Raw genomic sequence first — 19888 nt, forward strand, 5'->3', positions numbered from 1 at the left:
CGATTTTCGCCCTGCTCGCGCCAGGAAGCTGCGGAGATTGCCCTCGCCGGCTGGACAGGCTAGCCGGAAACACCAACTGTCGATCTTCCCCGATGGAGCGCCCCGCCCGATGCAACCGCGACAGCCGACCATACCTCTGATCGACCGCCGCACATTGCTCGCGGGTGCCGCCGGTACGGCCGCTCTCGCCGCAGCCGGTTTCTCCGGCACGGCGCTGGCGCAGCAGGGCCTGAAGCTCGGCGCCGCCGAGGCGTTCTCCTTCGAAGGGTTGAAGGCGCGGGCCCGCGATCTCGCCGCCAAGCCGTATGAGGCGCCGCCGAACCCCAAGCCTGACGTGCTCGAGAAGATCGACTACGACGCCCACGGCAAGATCAAGTTCAAGCCGGAGCTGGCGCTCTGGGCCAATGGCCCGTCGCCCTGGCCGGTGACCTTCTTCCATCTCGGCCGCTACTTCCAGAAGCCCGTGCGCATGCATGTCCTCGACGACGGCAAGGCGCGCGAGATCGTCTACGACGAGAGCTATTTCGAGATGCCGGCCGACTCCCCGGCGAAGCAGTTGCCTCCAGGCGCGGGCTTCGCCGGCTTTCGCTTCCAGGAGAGCCGCTCCGGCCATCCCGGCCGCAAGGGCGAGAAGCTCGACTGGCAGAAGAACGACTGGGTCGCCTTCCTCGGCGCCTCCTATTTCCGCGCCATCGGCGAGCTCTACCAGTACGGGCTCTCGGCCCGCGGCCTTGCGGTCGATCCGGCGGTCGGCGACCGGCCGGAGGAGTTCCCCGATTTCACCCATGTCTGGCTCGAGACACCCGGCGAGGCGGCCGAGCATGTCGTGGTCTACGCCCTGCTCTCGGGACCGAGCGTCTCGGGCGCCTTCCGCTTCCGCATGCATCGCGGCAAGGGCGTCGACATGGAGATCGAGCAGGAGTTGCACCTGCGCAATGATGTCGCGCGGCTCGGCATCGCACCACTGACCTCGATGTACTGGTATTCCGAGACCGGCAAGGCGACCATGGTCGACTGGCGGCCGGAGGTGCACGATTCCGACGGGCTCGCGCTCTGGACCGGCAGCGGCGAGCGCGCCTGGCGCCCGCTCAACAATCCGCAGCGTACTGTCGCCTCGTCCTTCGTCGACGACAACCCGCGCGGCTTTGGCCTGATGCAGCGCGACCGCGCCTTCGACCACTATATGGACGGCGTCTACTACGAGCGCCGGCCGAGCCTGTGGATCGAGACGCTCGGCCAATGGGGCAAGGGCGCGGTCCAGCTGATCGAGATCCCGACCGACGACGAGATCCACGACAACATCGTCGCCATGTGGGTGCCGGAAGCTCGCGCCAAGGCCGGCAATTCCTATAATTTCCGCTATCGCCTGCATTGGCTCGCCGACGAGCCCTTCCCGCCGACGCTCGGCCGCGTCGTCGCGACGAGGCTCGGCAATGGCGGCCAGCCCGGCACGGCGAGGCCCAAGGGCGTGCGCAAGTTCATGCTGGAGTTCAGGGGGCCGGCGCTCGAGGACATCCCGTTCGGGATCAAGCCCGAGGTCGTGCTCTCGGCCTCGCGCGGTACCTTCTCCTACATCTTCGCCGAAGCCGTGCCGAACGATATCCCCGGCCACTGGCGGGCGCAGTTCGACCTCACCGTCGACGGCACCGACCCTGTGGAGATGCGCTGCTTCCTGCGCGGCGGCGACAAGGTGCTGACCGAGACCTGGCTCTACCAGTACTGGCCGGCCTGAGCCGAGCCGTCATTGCGAGGAGTGCAGCGACGAAGCAATCCCGAGGCCGCAGAGCGCGACGACACCGGATTGCTTCGCTGCGCTCGCAATGACGGTTCAAACTAGCCCTCGATCTGGCGCTTCTGGACGCGGTCGACCGAGACGAAGAGCGTATTGGCCGCGCCGGGCTCGACGCAGAACACGTCGAAGCTCGGCGCCTGCGGATCGTCGGCTGGCATGTGCAGGGTCGCCGAGCCCTTGCGGCCGGCAAAGGCCATGACCTTGAAGCTCAACCCGTCCGGCAGGCAAATCTCGATCGCATCGGCTGCGATCTCGGTCGCGACGCCATTGCGTATCGCTTTGAAGGTCACCCGCTCGGCGCTCACCGGCCTGCTCCTGTTCGGATATCGTCGACGGTGCCGATAACGCAGTGGCGTTGCGCTCGATGCAAGGGTGATCGTGCTTGCTCCTGAACGAGCGTAATATTATATCATTTACTATGGCTCATGATCACGCCCACCATCGCCAGCCTGTCGCCGAGGTTCCCGGCTGGTCGCTGCTGCGGCTGTCGGCCGGGCAAAGGCTCGGTCTGGCAACCGGCGTGATCCTGCTGCTCTGGGCGGCGACCCTCGCCGTTATCGTGTGAACAAGAGTATCCCTGTGCCCGCCATCCGCTTCAGCGACCTGACGCTCGGCTATGACCGCCACCCGGCGGTGCATCATCTCTGCGGCGAGGTCGCACCGGGCAGCCTGACCGCGATCGTCGGGCCGAACGGCGCCGGCAAGTCGACCTTGCTCAAAGCCATCGCCGGCGCGCTCTCGCCGCTCGACGGCACGGTGACGCTCGCTAAGGGCAAGCGCCTCGCCTATCTCCCGCAATCGGCCGAGCTAGACCGCTCCTTCCCGATCCATGTCTACGATCTCGTCGCCATGGGCCTGTGGGGCGCGGCCGGCATCTTCGGCAAGATCGGCCTCAGGCAACGCGGCAAGGTCGAGGCGGCGATCGCAGCGGTCGGCCTCACCGGCTTCGAAAGCCGCAGCATCGGCACGCTCTCGGGTGGCCAGATGCAGCGCGCGCTGTTCGCCCGGCTGCTGCTGCAGGACGCCGACATCATCCTGCTCGACGAGCCGTTCACGGCGATCGATGCCCGTACCAGCGCCGACCTGCTGGCGCTGGTCCAGCGCTGGCATGGCGAGAACCGCACCGTCGTCGCCGTGCTGCATGACATCGAGACGGTGAAGCGCGCCTTCCCGCAGACGCTGCTGCTGGCGCGCGAGGCGATCGCCTGGGGCGAGACCGGCGAGGTGCTGACGGCGAACAACCTGCTCAAGGCGCGGCGCATGGTCGAGGCCTTCGACAGCCATGCCGCGCCCTGCGCGGCGTGAGCTTTGCGCCCTTCTTTTCGATTGAAACATCCTGTGCCGGGTCATCCCGGGCGACCGAGGGGAAACCCGGGATCCATTCCTGAACCGTTCCGGAATGGCTCCCGGGTCTTCTCTCCGCTACGCCCGGAACGACCGCGCCTTTGAATTGAACGCGATGCTCTACGACCTCCTGATCGGCCCCTTCGCCGAATTCGATTTCATGCGCCGGGCGCTGGTCGGCGTGATCGCGCTGTCGGTCTCCGGCGCGCCGGTCGGCGTCTTCCTGATGCTGCGGCGGATGAGCCTGACCGGCGATGCCATGGCGCATGCGATCCTGCCCGGGGCCGCGCTCGGCTATCTCGTCGCCGGTTTCTCGCTGCCGGCGATGACCTTGGGCGGCCTCGTCGCCGGTTTCACCGTGGCCCTCGCAGCCGGCGCGGTGGCGCGCCTGACCGTGCTCAAAGAAGACGCCTCGCTCGCCGCCTTCTACCTGATCTCGCTGGCGCTCGGCGTCACCCTGGTTTCGCTGCGGGGTTCGGCCGTCGATCTCTTCCATGTGCTGTTCGGCAATGTGCTGGCGCTCGACGACGACGTGCTGGTGCTGCTCTCCGGCGTCGCCAGCCTGACGCTCGGCGTGCTGGCGCTGGCCTATCGCCCGCTCGTGCTCGAATGCGTCGATCCCGGCTTCCTGCGCTCGGTCAGCCGGTCCGGCGGCTTCGTGCACCTGACCTTCCTCGGCCTCGTCGTGGTCAACCTCGTCGCCGGCTTCCATGCGCTCGGCACGCTGCTCGCCGTCGGGCTGATGATGCTGCCGGCCGCTGCGGCGCGCTTCTGGACCGCCGACATCACCCGGCTGATCCTGCTCGCCTCCGGCTTCGGCATGGCGTCCGGATATATCGGGCTCGTCGCCTCCTATGCCGCCGGCAGCAATCTCCCGGCCGGGCCGGCGATCATCCTCTCGGCCGGCGCGCTCTATCTCGGTTCGCTCCTGCTGGGATCGCAGGGCGGCCTTGCGCGGCGGCTCTTGCCGAGGGCCCATCTCCAGCGCTAGTTATGTTATACTGTTTCATATAGCGCGAGTGCCATCATGCTGAACCGCCGCTCCGTCCTCCTCGGCCTTGTTGCCGGCGTTGCCCTGCCATTGCCGGCCTTTGCCCAGGAGAAGCTGCCGGTCGTCGCGAGCTTCTCGATCCTCGGCGATTTCGTGCGCGAGATCGGCGGCGAGCGCGTCACGGTGACCACATTGGTCGGGCCCGACGGCGACGCCCATGTCTATTCGCCGACACCGGCCGACGCGAAGACGGTGGCCGGCGCCAAGCTCGTCGTCGTCAACGGGCTGAAATTCGAGGGCTGGCTGACCCGGCTGGTGAAATCGTCGGGCACCAAGGCGACCGTCGCGACGGCGACCACCGGGATCACGCCGCTGAAGATGGCCGACGATCACGGCCACGGCCATGGCGGCGAGGATCCGCATGCCTGGCAGAGCGTCGCCAACGCCAGGCTCTATGTCGGCAATGTCCGCGATGCACTCATCGCCGCCGATCCAGCCGGCAAGGCGACCTACGAGGCCAATGCCGCGGCCTATCAGACCAAGCTCGATGCGCTCGAAGCCGAGATCAAGGCCGCGGTCGCGCGCATTCCGGCAGACCGGCGCAAGGCTATCACCTCGCATGACGCCTTCGGCTATTTCGTCAAAGCCTACGGCATCGCGTTCATCGCGCCGCAGGGCGTCTCGACCGAGGCCGAGGCCTCGGCCAAGGACGTCGCCCGCATCATCCGCCAGATCAAGGCGGAGAAGGTGCCGGCGGTCTTCCTCGAGAACATCACCAATCCGCGCCTGGCCGAGCAGATCGCCAGGGAGAGCGGCGCGAAGATCGGCGGCCGGCTCTATTCGGACGCGCTTTCGGCCGCCGATGGTCCGGCCGGGACTTACATCGCGATGATGAAACACAATATAAGCCAGATCGAGAAGGCGCTCGTCGCCGGCCCGGCCTGACCGGACCGCGATCGCAGCAGCGCCACCAACCAGGTCGTTTCCCATGTCCGAGAAGATTCCCGTCACGGTGCTCACCGGCTATCTGGGCGCCGGCAAGACCACGCTCCTCAACCGCATCCTCACCGAGGACCACGGCAAGAAATTCGCCGTGATCGTCAACGAGTTCGGCGAGACCGGCATCGATGGCGACCTCGTCGTCGGCGCCGACGAGGAAGTGTTCGAGATGAACAATGGCTGCATCTGCTGCACGGTGCGCGGCGACCTGATCCGCATCCTCGACGGCCTGATGAAGCGCAAGGGCAAGTTCGACGCGATCATCGTCGAGACGACCGGCCTCGCCGATCCCGCCCCGGTCGCGCAGACTTTCTTCGTCGACCAGGATGTCGGCGACGCCACCAAGCTCGACGCGGTCGTGACCGTCACCGATGCGAAGTGGCTGCAGGACCGGCTGAAGGATGCGCCGGAGGCGAAGAACCAGATCGCCTTCGCCGACGTGATCATCCTGAACAAGACCGATCTCGTCAGCGCCGAAGGGCTCGCCGAGGTCGAGGCGGCGATCCGCGCGATCAACCCCTATGCCAAGCTGCACAAGACGACGCGCTGCGACCTGCCGATCGCCGAGCTGCTCGACCGCAACGCGTTTGATCTCGACCGCATCCTCGACATCGAGCCGGACTTCCTCGAAGCCGGCCACCATCACCATCACTCGGAGGACGTCCGGTCGATGTCCTTCACCATCCCCGGCGATGTCGATCCCGAGAAGTTCATGCCGTGGATCAACGACATCAGCCAGGTGCAGGGGCCGAACATCCTGCGCTCCAAGGGTATTTTGGCCTTCAAGGACGAGCCGCGGCGTTTCGTCTTCCAGGGCGTGCACATGATCCTCGACGGCGATTTGCAGCGCGACTGGAAATCCGGCGAGAAGCGTGAATCGCGCCTCGTCTTCATCGGCCGCGATCTCGACGAGGCAGCGCTGCGCAAGGGGTTCATGGCCTGCGCGGCTTGAGCTAAAGCGTGGGTATGGATTCGATCAGCAAACCGGTCTCGCTGCGCGAGCATGTCGTTCCCGTCGAAGCCGGCGAGCATGTCGTCGGCGCCGTCTGGCTGAAGCAGACGCTGGCGCTTGCCCTCGCCGATGGCCGCGTGCTGCGCTGGCGCGATGGCGAGACGCAGAGCGTCGAGGCGCATGGCGGCGGCCTGCTCTGCGTCGCCTCGGACGGTGCGCGCCTGATCAGCGGCGGCGATGACGGCCGCGTCGTCGCGACCTCGGCCGATGGCGCGCCGGAAGAACTCGCCCGCGATCAAAAGCGGCGCTGGATCGATGCCGTCACGGTATCATCGTCCGGCAGCATCGCCTGGAACAGCGGCCGCAATGTCCACGCCCGCGACGACAAGGGCAGGCTCAGGTCGATCGAGGTCGCCTCGACGCCACAGGGCCTCAGCCTGGCGCCGAAGGGCTATCGCCTCGCCATTGCCCAAATGAACGGCGTGCTGCTCTGGTATCCGAACACCGAGGCCAAGCCCGATTTCCTGGAATGGAAAGGCTCGCATCTCGACGTGACCTGGTCGCCGGACGGGCGCTTCATCGTCACAGCCATGCAGGAGAATGCGCTGCATGGCTGGCGGCTCGGCGAGAAGCCGAGCCATATGCGCATGACCGGCTACCCGGCCAAGCCGCGTTCGCTATCCTGGTCGCATGACGGGCTCTGGCTCGCCTCCAGCGGCGCGGATGCCGCGATCGTCTGGCCTTTCCAGGGCGAGGGGCCGACGGGCAAGGCGCCGCGCGAATGCGGCGCGCGACACGCCAAGGTCACCCGCGTCGCCTTCCATCCCAAGGCGCTGGTGCTGGCCGTCGGCTATGATGACGGCTGCATTCTGATGATCCGTCTGACCGATGCTTCCGAGCTGCTGGTTCGGCCGGCGCAACGCGGCAGCGGCATCACCGCCTTTGCCTGGGACAAGCTCGGCAAGCGCCTTGCCTTCGGCACCGAGGACGGTGAAGCCGGCGTCCTGACCCTGCCGGGTGGCTGAGCGGCGATGCGCTTCGGCCTCTTTGGCAGGGAAAAGCGCGAGGCCGCCGGCGCGGATGCCGCGGCGCAGGTCAAGCGACAGGTGCGCGAACTGCTCGGCCTGCCTGAGAACGCTGTGGTCGCGGTCAACGAGATCCTCTGCGCCGATCCCGCCTGCCCGGGCACCGAGACGGTGATTCTGGTGATGAAGCCAGGCGAGAAGACGAGGGCGTTCAAGGTCCAGATGGGGCTGGCGGAGCTGACGCCGGAGGCGCTGGCGCAGGCGTTGTCGACGGCAGGTTGAGCTAGCGAAGACCACCGCCATGATATGTCAGCAGATGGCGGCACCGCGCCTTAACCTTCGGCAATCGCATGGCTAGCTTATGCCGATGGCGACGCGACCGCGAAAGATCCTGACGCTCGACAAGGCCGAGGCGCGCCGGATCTGGCTCAAGGCCCAGAAGCTCGACACGCGCGAGCCCTTCGGCTCCGGTCCCGCGGCGACGGCGGCTGCGGTCGCCCATCTCGGTTATGTCCAGATCGATACGATCAACGTGGTCGAGCGCTGCCACCACCATATCCTCTACAGCCGGATCCCCGATTATCGCCGCGACGACCTCGCGCAGGCGCAGTCGCAGGACAAGTCGGTGTTCGAGTACTGGACGCATGCGCTGTCCTATGTGCCGACCGCGGACTTCCGCTATTTCCTGCCGGCGATGCAGGCGCACCGCGCCGAGCCCAAGCGCTGGGCCTCGGTCGGTAGCCGCGAGGAGGCGCGCAAGCTGCTGCGCCGTATTCGCAAGGACGGCGCCCTCACCATCCGCGACATCGACACTGACGTTCTGGTCGAGAAGGCGCATCTCTGGGCCAGCAAGAAGCCGTCAAAAGGGCTGCTCGAACGCGCCTTCTACGATGGCGAACTCGTGATCTCCGCCCGCTCCGGCATGCTCAAGACCTATGAGTTGATCGATCGGCACTTCGGCTGGGAGAAGCAGCCGGCGCCGGCATCCGAGCGCCAGATTGCGGCCTACAAGCTCGACCGCGCCCTGCGTGCGCAGGGCATCGTTAGCCTCGATTCGATCTGCCATCTCGATGCGCCCAGCAAGAAGGGCGTCGCCGCGCTGATCGCAGGACGCGTCAGGCGCAAGGAACTGGTGCCGGTCGCGATCGAAGGTGCAGAGAAGACGCCGCACTGGGCTGCGCCGGGCGTGCTGGAGCCGTCCAAGCCGGCCGATGACAGCCTGATCCACATCCTCTCGCCCTTCGACCCGCTGGTCATCCAGCGCAAGCGGCTGAAGCTGTTCTTCGGCTACGACCATGTCTTCGAGGCCTATCTGCCGAAGGAGAAGCGCGTCTTCGGCTATTTCGGCCTGCCGGTGCTGGCGGGGGACCGGATCGTCGCCGTCGCGGATCTCAAGACCGATCGGGCGGCGCGCAAGCTCCTGGTGCAGCAATGGACCTGGCTGGAGCCGGAGCCGTCACTCGAACTGAAGCGGCAGGTCGACGAGGAGATGCAGCGCTTCGAGCGCTTTCAGCTGGCCTGAGCCACCTCAGTTCGGTCGCGGCCAACGGAAATCGTCGGCGCGGCCGGGGCGCGGCTCCGGCGCGATGCCTTGGCCAAACACGCGCTCGAGCCCGGCTGCGACATCGCCGCGGCCGCGCGCCTCCTGGATCGAGGCGATCAGCGCGGCGTCGTCACCGGGGGAGACGGCCCCGGTCAAGGGCAGGATCGGGCCCGCGAGCGGCCGGAGCGGGGCCACCGGGACGAGCGGAAGATCGGTCGGGACGCCGCTGACCATGCGGTCGATCAGGCGCTCGACATCGATGGGCTGAGTCGGTGCGGGCGTGCCCTCTGCCTCGGGAGGAACAGGCAGGGCGATGACGTTCTGCGTCGGCGTCTTCTCCAGGATACGGCGGATGACGACGTCGACGAAATGAGCGGCCTTGCGGGCGCCGGCCTTGGTGAAATGGACGCCGTCGCCGAGCCGCAGCCGGGCGACCTGGCCGTTCACGTCCGGTCCCATGGCGGCGTAGCGGTTCTCGGCGTCGACATAGGCACCCCAGAGGTCGACGAACTCACCGCCGGCCGCCTCGGCGCCCTTGCGGAAGAGGTCGTTCAGCGTGGTCAGGTCGGCCGAGAGGCGTGCATTCTGCATCGGCGGCGCGCCGACCCAGATCAGCGGTACGCGTTTGGCGCTGAAGGCTGCCGCGACGGCCTCGATCCGCGCCTTGTAGAGCTGGAGCCAGCGCTCGCTCAGCGGCTCATGGGTGATCTCGCCCTCGCGGATCACCTGGCGGTCGTTCGGCCCGAGCACGACGACGCCGACCATGACCTTGGCGTCCCCCGCCAGCAGTTCGCCGGTTGCCTTCGGCCAGTCGTAGAAGTCGGTCCGGACAAGGCCGCTGTCGGCCTTGGCTTTGTTCACCACGGCGACATCGGCTCGGTCCTGCAGGCTGTCTTCCAGCCCTTCGGCGATCTGCCCGGCGAGCGTGTCGCCGATCACCAGGACATGGTGATTGACGTCCACCTTGGGGATAACCGGGTCGTCGCGGACGACAACGCGGGTCGGTGCCCGGCGCTGGGCCGGCGCGACGCGTTCGCGTGGCTGCCGTTGCTGTACGGCGGGCCGCTCGGGAATCTGCCAGAACATGTTGAAGAGGCTGCGGCCTTGCGGCTGTGCCTGCGGTATCCGGCCGGGCGGCACCGGGTTCTGGGCGATCGAAACCGGCCCGCCGGTCACGAGCAGGATGAGGGCAGCTGCCAGAACCATGAAGAGCGAACGCAGGCGCATCATGCTCTCGATCGACGCCGTGCGAGGGTGGCGCCGAGAGCCAATATAGGCGCGATCGCTCGCTCCGTCAGCGGGGCGCCTTCATCCGCGTCAGCAGGGCCGGGGTCGGGTAGCCGTCGGCGAGCAGGCCGACGCGCAGCTGGTACTGCCTGACCGCCTCGCGCGTGCCGGTGCCGATGCGTCCGTCGGCGTCGTGATTGTAGAGGCCCAAGCCCTTCAGCCGGAGCTGGACATCGGTGATCCCTGCCTTGTCGAGGCGCGGCGCCTTCACCGGCCAGTCGCCCTGCAAGGCAGGCCGGCCGACGATCCGGTCGCCGAGATGGCCGACGGCGAGCGCATAGGCGTCGGAGGAATTGTACTTCTTGATGACGTCGAAATTCGCGGTCAGCAGCAGGGCCGGGCCGGTATGGCCGGCCGGGTAGAACAGCCTGGCCTCGCCTGAGGACGGGAGCGAGCCGCCATCGGCGCGGCGCACCCCGGCCGAGCGGAAGGACGAGAAGCTGGCGCGGTAGAGATTATGGTCGAAGCCATCGGGCACCACGACCTCGATGCCCCAGGGCAGGCCGGGGGTCCAGCCATAGCCCTTGAGATAGTTGGCGGTCGAGGCGATGGCGTCGCTGCTCGAGGTCCAGATATCGGCATGGCCGTCGCCGGTATGATCGACCGCGTATTTCATGTAGCTCGACGGCATGAACTGGGTGTGACCCATCGCGCCGGCCCAGGAGCCGCGCAGCTCGCTGCGCTCGACATGGCCCTTCTCGATCAGCTCCAGCGCGGTCAGGAGCTCGTCGCGAAAGAAGTCGCCGCGATAGCGGATGTTCGCCAGCGTCGCGAGCGAGCGGATCACGTCCTTGTCGCCCTTGAACGAGCCGTAATTGGTTTCCATCCCCCAGATGCCGAGGATGATCTCCTTGGGCACGCCATAGCGGGATTCGGCTTGGGCCAGCACGCTGGCATGGGCCTCCAGCATCTCGCGGCCGCGCGAGATCCGGCCGCCGCCGACCGCGCTGTTGAGATAGCTCCAGATCGGCGCGGTGAATTCTGATTGCTTGCGGGTCAGCGCGACAATGGAGGGATCGGGCGTCACGCCCTGGAAAGCCAGGTCGAAGGTCTGGCGCGAGATGCCGCGCGCCTGCGCCATCGGCCAGAGCGTCCTGAGGAAGCCGTCGAAGCCGGGCGCAGCCGGCCGCGCCTCGGGCCTGGGGGTCTGCGCCCGTGCCGGATTGATCGAACCCGTCGTCTGCGCGAGCGCCGGCCCGAGGCCGAGCGCAACGGCGAAGGCGAGAACGGTGACGGGGCGCATGATGGCTCCTCTGGCTCGGCCGCGGTGTCTTTCCACCACAGCGCCCGATCGAGGTTAACCATGGGTTAACGCCGCGCCAAATCCCGTCGCTCAGCTCGCATTGCGCTTGCGCAGGCTTTCCTCCCAGGCGAGCGCTTGTGTCACGATCTGCGTGAGGTCGTCATGCTCCGGCTGCCAGCCGAGTTCGGCGCGAATGCGATCGGCCTTGGCGACCAGAGCGGCCGGGTCGCCGGGGCGGCGCGGCGAGAGCCGGACGGGGAAATCGACGCCGGAGACGTCTTTCACCACCTCGACCACTTCCTTGACCGAATAGCCGCGGCCATAGCCGCAGTTCAGCGTCAGATTGCCGCCACCGGCGCGCAAATGGTCGAGCGCGGCGAGATGGGCGCGGGCAAGGTCGGTGACGTGGATGTAGTCGCGCACGCAGGTGCCGTCGGGTGTCGCGTAGTCGGTGCCGAAGATATCGAGCCCGGCGCGCTGGCCGAGCGCCGCCTGGCTCGCGACCTTGATCAGATGGGTGGCAGTGGCGCTGGACTGCCCGGAGCGGCCCTTGGGATCGGCGCCGGCGACGTTGAAATAGCGCAGGGCGACATAGGTCAGGCCATGGGCGCGGGCGACGTCGCCGAGCATCCACTCGCTCATCAGCTTGGAGCGGCCATAGGGATTGATCGGATTGAGGGCGATCTCCTCCGGCACCGGCGAGACCGGCGGCTCGCCATAGACGGCAGCGGTCGAGGAGAAGATCACATGCTTGACGCCGCCACGCACGGCGCTTTCCAAGAGGGCGCGCGTCTTGACGGTGTTGTTGTGGTAATAACCGAGCGGATCCGACACGGAATCCGGCACGACGATCTTGGCAGCGAAATGGGCAATCTCGGTGATGCCGTGCTCGGCAATGGTGCGCTCGACCACGGCCTGGTCGCCCATGTCGCCACGCACGAGCGTCGCTTCCTGCGGCACTGCCCACCAGAAGCCGGTCGAGAGATCGTCGAGCACGACGACCTTCTCGCCGCGGTCGAGCAGCTCGAGGACCATGTGGCTGCCGATATAGCCTGCGCCGCCCGAAACCAGAATCGCCATCTTCGTCTCCTCGTCACGTGATCGGCATAATCCGGAATCACGACAGTTCGATCCAGCCTCTCCGGCGCACATGGCTAATCTCGGGCGCGGCGCGAGTGAAGCCATGCAAGAATGATGACCAGGGCGGCAAAGTGCGCCAAAGGCATTGACGCATCGGCAAGGTCAGAATGGTATTCGAAGATGGGGCTGGCCCGGCTTTTGCCAGAATCGCGGGCCAGCCTTCAGCGGCCGGCATGAATGGGCGACGCCGGCTCTCCCCGAAGCCCTCCGATTTTCAGCAGGCGCGCGCCGGGCGCGCGCGAGATGGACGCGCATGATCAAGAAAATCCGCAAGGCGGTCTTTCCCGTCGCTGGTCTCGGCACCCGCTTCCTGCCTGCCACCAAGGCGATCCCGAAGGAGATGCTGACCATCGTCGACCGGCCGGTCGTCCAGCACGTGGTCGACGAGGCGCGCGCTGCCGGGATCGAGCATTTTGTCTTCGTGACCGGGCGCAACAAGGCCGTGATCGAGGACCATTTCGACATGGCCTACGAGCTCGACGACACGCTGGCCAAGCGTGGCAAGACCAAGGAGCTGGAGGCGCTCAAGCACGATCTGCCGGCCGCCGGCGCAGCGAGCTTCACCCGCCAGCAGGCGCCGCTCGGCCTCGGACATGCCGTCTGGTGCGCCCGCGAGATCGTCGGCGACGAGCCGTTCGCACTGCTGCTGCCGGACATGCTGCACCATGGGGCGGGCAAGGGCTGCCTCGCCGAGATGATCGCGGCCTATGAGGAGCATGGCGGCAACCACATTGCGGTGGCGCCGGTGCCGGACGACCAGACCCATCAATACGGCATCGTCGGCGTTGCCGACGCCAAGGCCAAGGTCTCGCAGATCAGCAAGATGGTCGAGAAGCCGCCCAAAGGCACGGCGCCATCGAACCTGCACATCACCGGCCGCTACATCCTGCAGCCGACGATCTTCGACCTGCTCGCCAAGCAGGAGAAGGGCGCTGGCAACGAGATCCAGCTCACGGATTCGATGATCGCGCTGGCGCAGCAGGAAAAATTCTTCGCCGTGCGCTTCGACGGCGACATCTACGACACCGGCTCGAAGATCGGCTTCCTCAGCGCCAATGTCGCCTATGCGCTGGAGCGCGGCGATCTCGGTCCGCAATTGCGGGCCGAGATCGAGCGGCTGCTGAAGAAATAGAAAACGCCGACGCCATGGCCGGGGTCAGCCCGGCCATGGCGCTTTTCTCAATGACAGGGGATCAGCCCGACTTGGCCTTCTTGGCCCGCTCGATCGCCTCGACGATCAGCTGCTTGGCCTTGGCGGCGTCGCCCCAGCCGGTGAGCTTCACCCACTTGCCGGGTTCCAGGTCCTTGTAGTGCTCGAAGAAGTGCTGGATCTGGTCGAGCGTGATCTGCGGCAGATCGGTGTAGTTCGTGACGTTCTCGTAGCGCTTGGTCAGCTTGGGGACCGGCACGGCGATGATCTTCTCGTCGCCGCCGCCCTCGTCTTCCATCATCATCACGCCGATCGGGCGGACCGCGATGTAGGACCCCGGCACCAGCGGGCGGGTATTGGCGACGAGCACGTCGCAGGGATCGCCGTCTTCCGACAGCGTATGGGGGATGAAGCCGTAATTCCCGGGATAGCGCATCGGCGTATAGAGGAAGCGGTCGACGAAGAGCGTGCCGGCTTCCTTGTCCATCTCGTATTTGATCGGTTCGCCGCCGATCGCGACTTCGATGACGACGTTGACCTCGTCCGGGGGGTTCTTGCCGATGGCGATGGCGTCGAGCCGCATGTACCTGACCTATCGATGATAAAACTTCGGCGGCGTTATGCGCGGTTGCGGCGCAAAGGCCAAGCCCGGCTTTTAGTCGGAGTTACCGATTTGCGCAGCAAGGCTCCCGCTGCTATCGGGCGGGCATGACAGGTGCGATCCCATGCTGAACCGCTGGCGGCGGCCGGAAGACCGCTATGCGAGGCGCATGGCTCGGATCGCGCGCTGGGATCGCCCTTTGCGCGGCCGGCTCGATCGCGCTCGCGCCTGGACCAATATGCTGCTGTCCGACCACGGCATCTTCCGGCTCGTCTATCTCAATGCGCACCGCATCACCCCGCAGCTCTGGCGCGCCGCCCAGCCGGCCCCGACCGACATCGCCTGGTTCGCCCGCCAGGGCGTGAAGACGATCGTCAACCTGCGCGGCGGCCGCGAGCACGGCGCCTGGCCGCTGCAGAAGGAGGCCTGCGAGCGCCACGGCATCGCGCTGGTCGAATTCGTCCTGCGGTCGCGTGGCGCGCCGGACCGCGACACCCTTCTGGCTGCCCCCGCGTTCTTTGCGGGGTTGCAGACGCCTGCTCTGGTCCATTGTAAATCGGGCGCCGACCGGGCCGGTTTCTTCTCTGCGCTCTATCTGCTGATCCACGAGCGGCGGCCGCTCGCAGAGGCGATGGCCGAGCTTTCGCTGCGCTACGGCCATTTCCGCTTCGCCAAGACCGGGATTCTCGACGCCTTCTTCGAGACCTATGCGCGCGAGGGCGCCAGCAAGGGCACGCCGTTCCTCGACTGGGTGGCGAAGGAGTACGATCCCGAGCGGCTCGAGCGCGAATTCAAGCCGGGCTTCTTCTCCTCGCTGCTCGCCGACCGGCTGATCCGGCGGGAATAGCCTCGAGCATTTTCGAGCGAAGTGGGCACCGGTTCGCGCGAAGAAAATGCGATAAGAGAAAGACTTAGAGCAATTCTGCGATTCGAAGAATTGCTGAATAGCCTAGCTTGGGTTGGCCAATCGCTGGTCGCCGATCGCGGTCCATGTCAGGCGCAGATGCAGCAGCAGGCGCCCCAGCGAGATCAACCCGATCACCGCGAGCAGGGCGGGAGACAGGCTGCCGAACCCCCAGATCACGATCGCCGCGGCGGCCAGCGCCACCGCATTGGCCGTCATCTGGCTATGCGGGCGGGAGGAGAAGGCGCCCATTTCCTGCAAGGGGCCGGCCAGGGCGCCGCTGCCATAGAACAGCGCCATGATCGCCATCACCTCGCCAATGCCGTCCCATTTGGTGCCGCTCAGGAGCAATTCGTCGGTGCTGACAGCGACGAAGGCGATCGCGGTAAAGAGCATCGCCACGATGGCCACCATCCCCAGGGTGACGAGGCGGGCTCGCTTCTGCTGATCGTGGCCGCGATGCCTGCGCAGATTGTTCATCACCAGCGGCGTCGTCACCGCGCCGAACATCTGCGCCGGCACGTCGAGCAGGCGCGTCGCCAGGGCGACATGGGCCGCCAGCACCGGGTTGCTCGACATCGGCAGCGCCAGCAGCGGCGCCGCCGAGAAGCCGAAGGAGAGCAGTGCCGAGGGCAGGAGGAAGGTCGGCGAGTTGCGCCATTGCCAGCCTGCCATGATCAGCTCGGTCAGCGACCAGCGCGCGGGATGCATCAGGCGCAGCAGCGAGTCGCGTCGGCGCCAGGCGAGATAGCACGCCGCGACGGCGTGGCCGAATGCGTCTGCGGCGAACAGGGCCAGAGATACCGGCCCGAGCGGCCAGATCAGCAGGATCATCATCCCTGGCTGGAGCAGCGCCTGGGCGATATTGGTGTTGCCGATCGTGGCGAAGTCGCCTTCCGCCGTGGCTTCGGCCAGCAGCAGCCGGATCGCCGCCCGGCTCGCCAGCGAGATCAGGAACAGCGCGCCGAAGCCGCGCAGGATCCAGCCCTGCGCCGCTGCGAACAGGACCGCGATCACGGCCCCGGCGAGAAAGATCGTGCCGGTGGCGACCGCCAGGCGGAAGGCCCGGCCGAGCCGCAGCCGGTCGTTGTTCTGGAAGAACACCGCCTCGAACCGCAGCAGGACAGCGATCGAAGCCAGGTTCGCCAGGGCCGCGAAGATCGCGAAGTCGGCGAAGACCTTGGGTGGACACAGGGCGGCGGCCAGCAGCAGCCCCCAGACCGACAGGAGGCGCGCCTGCACGAAGCGCAGCGCCAGCATCACCCCGTTGCGGAAGCCCGCGTGCTTGGCGAGCGATGACAGCCCTGCTATGGGGCCGGCTGCGGACGCCGGCCCGATCAGGTCCTTGGCGAGGCTGACCCGTGTCAGGGCGAGCTGTGCCGCCATCGCAGCGTCCTCAGCCGGAGTCTCGGGCAGGCCGTCTGCGCCGGCCGGCCGGCCGTGGCGCTCACCTGTCGGAGGCCGTGCGCGATCAACGGTGTCGATCACGTCACTTGTCTCCGCAGCCAGAAAGCTGCGCTTCTATGGTTAACGCTTGGTAAATTCTCGATCTTTCGCGATATTTCAGGCCCCGCTCACCCGATATGGCGGTGCTTGTGGCGGAAGCGTGGCGACTGACGTCATTTGTCAGCGATCAGCCTGCGGCCATGCGCATGCTGCGTGACGAGAAAGCCCCCGCCGGGGATGGCGGAGGCTCGGATCAATTGCCCGTCAGCCGGAGTCGGTCGGTCTCAGGCGAAGTCGCGCTTCAGCGCCTCGAAGCGTGCGACCTGATCGGGCAGGAGCTCGCGCGCCGCATCGCGGCGGACGAAGACCTTGAACATCGCCTCGCCGGCACCATTGAAGAATTGCACCGAGCAGGAGCGGCGGCCGTGGAACTGCCGGTCGACGAGATAGATCGCCCTGCAGTTGCCGGCCTTGATATGACCGCCGATCGGGCTGTCGCCATGGATGTTGTAATAGCCGTGGCCGAACGAGCCGAACGGCAGCGAGCCCTCGCATTCCAGCACGATGTCGGGCGTGTGCACGATGAAGAGCACCGTGCCCCAGGTCGCAAGCTCCCGCCAGAGCGCCTCGAAGCGCTCCGCCGCGATGAAGCGGCGCTGCTCTTCCGGGGTGACCTCGAGCACGGCTAGGGTGGAGACGCCATGCTCGCGCGCGACCGCCTCGATCACGCCGTCCGGCTTGGCGGCGAGCGCCGCCCGGACCTTCGCCATGGCTTCGGCGGGAGCAGGCGGTGCCAATGTCTCGGCAAACGACATCGTGATCAGCCTCTCACTCGGCCGCCTGGCGCGGCAGATGCGGATTGTGCTCGGTCAGGATCGTCTCGAAGCCTTCGAATTCGGGATGGCCGAGATAGAGCGGCGTCGGCCGCGGCTGGCCGGCATTGCGGTGCGACTCGCGGAACTGGTCCGACTTGGTCCAGGCGGTGAAATCGTCCTTCGAGGCCCAGGTCGTATGCGAGGAGTAGAGGGTGTGATCCTCCTTCTCCGGCCCCTTGAGCAGATGGAAGGCGATGAAGCCCTTCATCTCATCGAGGCGAGTCTTGCGCGAGGACCAGACCGTCTCGAAGGCCTCCTCCTCACCCTTGACGACCTTGAAGCGGTTCATGGCGATGAACATCGGGAAATCCTCGGCGATTTGCAAAAGCGTGATGGTCCGGCAGCTTGCGCCGCTCTTGACCCTCCTTAGTAAAGCTGCATATCACCGTCAATAACGGCTCCAATAATCGTTGTTTTGAATGATTATAAAAGAGCCATTACTTTGTAATGACTTCAGTGTAGCTGGGCGTTGCGAGCGCTTCTGCTGCGCGTCGTCGCACGCACGAGATCGATCATGGGCACGCTGCAAGCGCCTTCATCCGCTCCGCTCGCAGGCTTCAGGGCCAAGCGCCTCGGCCGGGAGATCGCGGCTGCTGCGGTCGTGTCCCTGCTGGCGCTGGGCGGCCTCTCCGGGTCGCTGGAGTCGCTGGCCGTCGTCGCTCCCGCCCAGGCGCAGGCCGCCGAGCGTATCGTCGCTGCCGGCGGCGTCGTCACCGAGGTGCTCTATGCGCTCGGCCAGCAGGACAAGGTCGTCGGCGTCGACACCACCAGCCAGTGGCCGCCGGACGCGCTGAAGGACAAGAAGAGCGTCGGCTATGTCCGGGCGCTCTCGGCCGAGGGCGTGCTGTCGCTGAAACCCTCGCAGGTGATCGCGGCTGAAGGCGCCGGTCCGCCAGACGCGCTCGCTCTGCTCAAGGAATCCGGCACGCCGATCACGATGATCCCCGAGGCGCTTTCTCCGGAGGCAGTCGTTGGCAAGATCGCGGCGATCGGCAAGGCCGCCGGTGTCGCCGAGCCGGCGCAGCAACTCGCCGCCGCAGTGAAAGGGCGCTTCCAAGAGCTCGACAAGCTGCGCTCTGGCCTGCCCGGGCAGAAGCGCGTCCTGTTCGTGCTCTCGCTGCAGAACGGGCGCACCCTGGTCGGTGGCAGGGCCACCACGGCCGATGCGATCATCGCGCTCGCCGGTGGCGTCAATGCCGCCAGCGCCGTCGAAGGCTTCAAGCCGATGACCGACGAGGCGATCATCACCGCAGCGCCCGATGTCGTGCTGATGATGCGCCATTCCAGCGCCCACAATGCCGGCCCCGACGAGCTCTTCGCCATGCCGGCCTTCTCGGAGACACCGGCGGCGAAGCAGAAGGCGCTGATCCGGATGGACGGGCTCTATCTGCTCGGCTTCGGGCCTCGGACCCCGAACGCGGCGCGCGACCTGATGGCCGAACTCTATCCCGAAGCCAAGGTCGCCCAGCTTTCCGCCGCCAAATGACGCTTGCCGTGAAGCAGCCCCTGAGTGCGAGTGCTGCGGCGCTGGCCGTGCTCACGGCCGGCCACCGCCGCAAGGGCGTCATCGCCGTCGCCGCGCTCGTCGGGCTCTGCCTGCTGTTGATGCTGCTCTCGCTCGGGGCAGGGGCCTTCGCGATCGCGCCCGGCCGCGTCGCCGACATCCTGCTGGCGAAGCTCGGCTTCGGTCCGGCTGAGCTGCTGGGAAGCCGGGAGGCGCTGGTCGTGCTCAATATCCGCATGCCGCGCCTGCTGCTCGGCGCGCTGGTCGGGGCGGCGCTCGCGATCTCCGGCGCGCTGATGCAGGGCCTGTTCCGCAATCCGCTCGCCGATCCCGGCCTGGTCGGCGTCTCCGCCGGCGCCGGTCTCGCCGCCGCTGCGACCATCGTGCTCGGAGACCGCCTCCTCGCGGCCTTCGCGATGAAGCTGCCCTTCGCGGTGCTGCCTTTCGGAGCCTTTTTCGGCGGCCTCGTCTCGACGCTGGCGCTCTATCTGATCGCGACGCGCCAGGGCCGCACCTCGGTCGCGACCATGCTGCTCGCCGGTGTTGCGCTCGGCGCGCTCGCCGGCTCGCTCACCGGCCTGCTCGCCTTCGTCTCCGACGACCGGCAATTGCGCGACCTGACCTTCTGGTCGCTGGGCAGCCTCGGCGGGGCGAGCTGGACCAAGCTCTCGGTGGTAGCGCCGATCGTGCTGCCGCTGCTCTTCGCCGTGCCCTTGCTGGCGCGCGGCCTCAACGCTCTGATGCTGGGTGAGGCCGAGGCCTATCATCTCGGCGTGCCCGTCCAGCGCATCAAGGCGCTCGCGATCCTGCTGGTCGCCCTCGCGGTCGGCGCCAGCGTTGCCGCAGCCGGCGTGATCGGCTTCGTCGGCATCGTCGTGCCGCATCTGATCCGGCTCTCGATCGGTCCCGATCACCGCCTGCTGCTGCCGCTCTCGGCGATCGGCGGCGCCGCCCTTCTGGTCGGCGCCGACATCATTGCCCGCCTCGTCGTCGTGCCGGCGGAATTGCCGATCGGCATCGTCACCGCCTTCATCGGCGCGCCCTTCTTCCTGTGGCTGCTGCTGCGCCGCGGCCGGATCGCGGAGCTCTGAG

General features: G+C 67.0%; 21 protein-coding genes. 13 read left to right on the forward strand and 8 right to left on the reverse strand.

Annotated features, from left to right (window positions below):
* Positions 1-109: 109 nt before the first annotated feature.
* Complete coding sequence (locus BMZ21_RS09770; RefSeq protein ID WP_208862256.1) at positions 110-1732, forward strand: OpgD/OpgG family glucan biosynthesis protein; 1623 nt, start codon at positions 110-112, stop codon at positions 1730-1732.
* A 101-nt stretch (positions 1733-1833) separates the two neighbouring features.
* Here the strand turns inward: BMZ21_RS09770 and BMZ21_RS09775 are convergent, their stop codons facing one another.
* Entirely contained in the window at positions 1834-2097 is a 264-nt protein-coding gene (locus BMZ21_RS09775) for a macro domain-containing protein (RefSeq protein ID WP_091832671.1), read from the reverse strand.
* A gap of 113 nt (positions 2098-2210) precedes the next feature.
* Between BMZ21_RS09775 and BMZ21_RS30335 the strand changes: the two genes are divergently transcribed.
* The 8 genes from BMZ21_RS30335 to BMZ21_RS09810 all read left to right on the forward strand — a co-directional run bounded on the left by BMZ21_RS30335 (position 2211) and on the right by BMZ21_RS09810 (position 8625).
* The gene (locus BMZ21_RS30335) at positions 2211-2357 is read left to right on the forward strand and encodes a hypothetical protein (RefSeq protein ID WP_167561593.1); all 147 of its coding nucleotides are present in this window, start codon (positions 2211-2213) and stop codon (positions 2355-2357) included.
* Positions 2358-2371: 14 nt separating this feature from the next.
* The gene (gene aztA / locus BMZ21_RS09780; protein WP_091832674.1) at positions 2372-3097 is read left to right on the forward strand and encodes a zinc ABC transporter ATP-binding protein AztA; all 726 of its coding nucleotides are present in this window, start codon (positions 2372-2374) and stop codon (positions 3095-3097) included.
* A gap of 154 nt (positions 3098-3251) precedes the next feature.
* Positions 3252-4127 (forward strand): metal ABC transporter permease, encoded by an 876-nt coding sequence (locus BMZ21_RS09785; protein WP_091832677.1) that lies wholly within the window; start codon positions 3252-3254, stop codon positions 4125-4127.
* A gap of 36 nt (positions 4128-4163) precedes the next feature.
* The gene (locus tag BMZ21_RS09790) at positions 4164-5072 is read left to right on the forward strand and encodes a metal ABC transporter substrate-binding protein (protein ID WP_091832680.1); all 909 of its coding nucleotides are present in this window, start codon (positions 4164-4166) and stop codon (positions 5070-5072) included.
* Positions 5073-5115: 43 nt separating this feature from the next.
* Positions 5116-6078: a CobW family GTP-binding protein gene (locus tag BMZ21_RS09795; protein WP_091832683.1), complete on the forward strand. Its 963-nt coding sequence runs from the start codon at positions 5116-5118 to the stop codon at positions 6076-6078.
* Between the two features lie 14 nt (positions 6079-6092).
* Positions 6093-7103, forward strand: a complete 1011-nt coding sequence (locus tag BMZ21_RS09800) for a WD40 repeat domain-containing protein (protein WP_091832686.1) — start codon at positions 6093-6095, stop codon at positions 7101-7103.
* Positions 7104-7109: 6 nt separating this feature from the next.
* Positions 7110-7385, forward strand: coding sequence for a hypothetical protein (locus BMZ21_RS09805; protein WP_091832689.1), 276 nt, complete (start codon positions 7110-7112; stop codon positions 7383-7385).
* 79 nt (positions 7386-7464) lie between these two features.
* Complete coding sequence (locus BMZ21_RS09810) at positions 7465-8625, forward strand: winged helix-turn-helix domain-containing protein (RefSeq protein WP_091832693.1); 1161 nt, start codon at positions 7465-7467, stop codon at positions 8623-8625.
* Positions 8626-8631: 6 nt separating this feature from the next.
* Here the strand turns inward: BMZ21_RS09810 and BMZ21_RS09815 are convergent, their stop codons facing one another.
* The 3 genes from BMZ21_RS09815 to galE all read right to left on the reverse strand — a co-directional run bounded on the left by BMZ21_RS09815 (position 8632) and on the right by galE (position 12256).
* Positions 8632-9873, reverse strand: a complete 1242-nt coding sequence (locus BMZ21_RS09815; protein WP_167561594.1) for an SGNH/GDSL hydrolase family protein — start codon at positions 9871-9873, stop codon at positions 8632-8634.
* Between the two features lie 67 nt (positions 9874-9940).
* Positions 9941-11176: a lytic murein transglycosylase gene (locus BMZ21_RS09820; protein WP_091832699.1), complete on the reverse strand. Its 1236-nt coding sequence runs from the start codon at positions 11174-11176 to the stop codon at positions 9941-9943.
* Between the two features lie 90 nt (positions 11177-11266).
* Positions 11267-12256 (reverse strand): UDP-glucose 4-epimerase GalE, encoded by a 990-nt coding sequence (galE, locus tag BMZ21_RS09825; RefSeq protein ID WP_091832702.1) that lies wholly within the window; start codon positions 12254-12256, stop codon positions 11267-11269.
* A gap of 313 nt (positions 12257-12569) precedes the next feature.
* Between galE and galU the strand changes: the two genes are divergently transcribed.
* Positions 12570-13448, forward strand: a complete 879-nt coding sequence (gene galU, locus BMZ21_RS09830) for a UTP--glucose-1-phosphate uridylyltransferase GalU (protein ID WP_091832705.1) — start codon at positions 12570-12572, stop codon at positions 13446-13448.
* Between the two features lie 61 nt (positions 13449-13509).
* Here galU and ppa read toward each other — a convergent pair whose 3' ends face one another.
* Positions 13510-14049: an inorganic diphosphatase gene (gene ppa / locus BMZ21_RS09835; protein ID WP_091832708.1), complete on the reverse strand. Its 540-nt coding sequence runs from the start codon at positions 14047-14049 to the stop codon at positions 13510-13512.
* Between the two features lie 142 nt (positions 14050-14191).
* On the opposite strand from ppa, the gene BMZ21_RS09840 reads away from it, so the two are divergent.
* Positions 14192-14914 carry a fused DSP-PTPase phosphatase/NAD kinase-like protein gene (locus BMZ21_RS09840; RefSeq protein ID WP_091832711.1) on the forward strand — a complete coding sequence of 241 codons (723 nt, stop codon included), beginning with the start codon at positions 14192-14194 and terminating at the stop codon, positions 14912-14914.
* 102 nt (positions 14915-15016) lie between these two features.
* Here the strand turns inward: BMZ21_RS09840 and BMZ21_RS09845 are convergent, their stop codons facing one another.
* From BMZ21_RS09845 to hmuQ, 3 genes are all read right to left on the reverse strand, one after another.
* Complete coding sequence (locus BMZ21_RS09845) at positions 15017-16459, reverse strand: hypothetical protein (RefSeq protein ID WP_091832714.1); 1443 nt, start codon at positions 16457-16459, stop codon at positions 15017-15019.
* 242 nt (positions 16460-16701) lie between these two features.
* Complete coding sequence (gene hutX / locus BMZ21_RS09850; protein WP_091832717.1) at positions 16702-17232, reverse strand: heme utilization cystosolic carrier protein HutX; 531 nt, start codon at positions 17230-17232, stop codon at positions 16702-16704.
* A gap of 13 nt (positions 17233-17245) precedes the next feature.
* On the reverse strand, positions 17246-17593 hold the full coding sequence (gene hmuQ / locus BMZ21_RS09855; protein ID WP_091832719.1) for a heme-degrading protein HmuQ: 348 nt from the start codon (positions 17591-17593) through the stop codon (positions 17246-17248).
* Positions 17594-17806: 213 nt separating this feature from the next.
* Here hmuQ and BMZ21_RS09860 point away from each other — a divergent pair, with 213 nt between their 5' ends.
* Both BMZ21_RS09860 and BMZ21_RS09865 read left to right on the forward strand, forming a co-directional pair.
* The gene (locus BMZ21_RS09860; protein WP_091832722.1) at positions 17807-18778 is read left to right on the forward strand and encodes a heme/hemin ABC transporter substrate-binding protein; all 972 of its coding nucleotides are present in this window, start codon (positions 17807-17809) and stop codon (positions 18776-18778) included.
* The gene (locus BMZ21_RS09865; protein WP_091832725.1) at positions 18775-19887 is read left to right on the forward strand and encodes a FecCD family ABC transporter permease; all 1113 of its coding nucleotides are present in this window, start codon (positions 18775-18777) and stop codon (positions 19885-19887) included. The genes BMZ21_RS09860 and BMZ21_RS09865 overlap by 4 nt, the downstream gene beginning before the upstream one ends.
* Position 19888: the final 1 nt, after the last annotated feature.

The organism is Allobosea lupini, from assembly GCF_900109525.1.
Lineage (GTDB): Bacteria > Pseudomonadota > Alphaproteobacteria > Rhizobiales > Beijerinckiaceae > Allobosea > Allobosea lupini.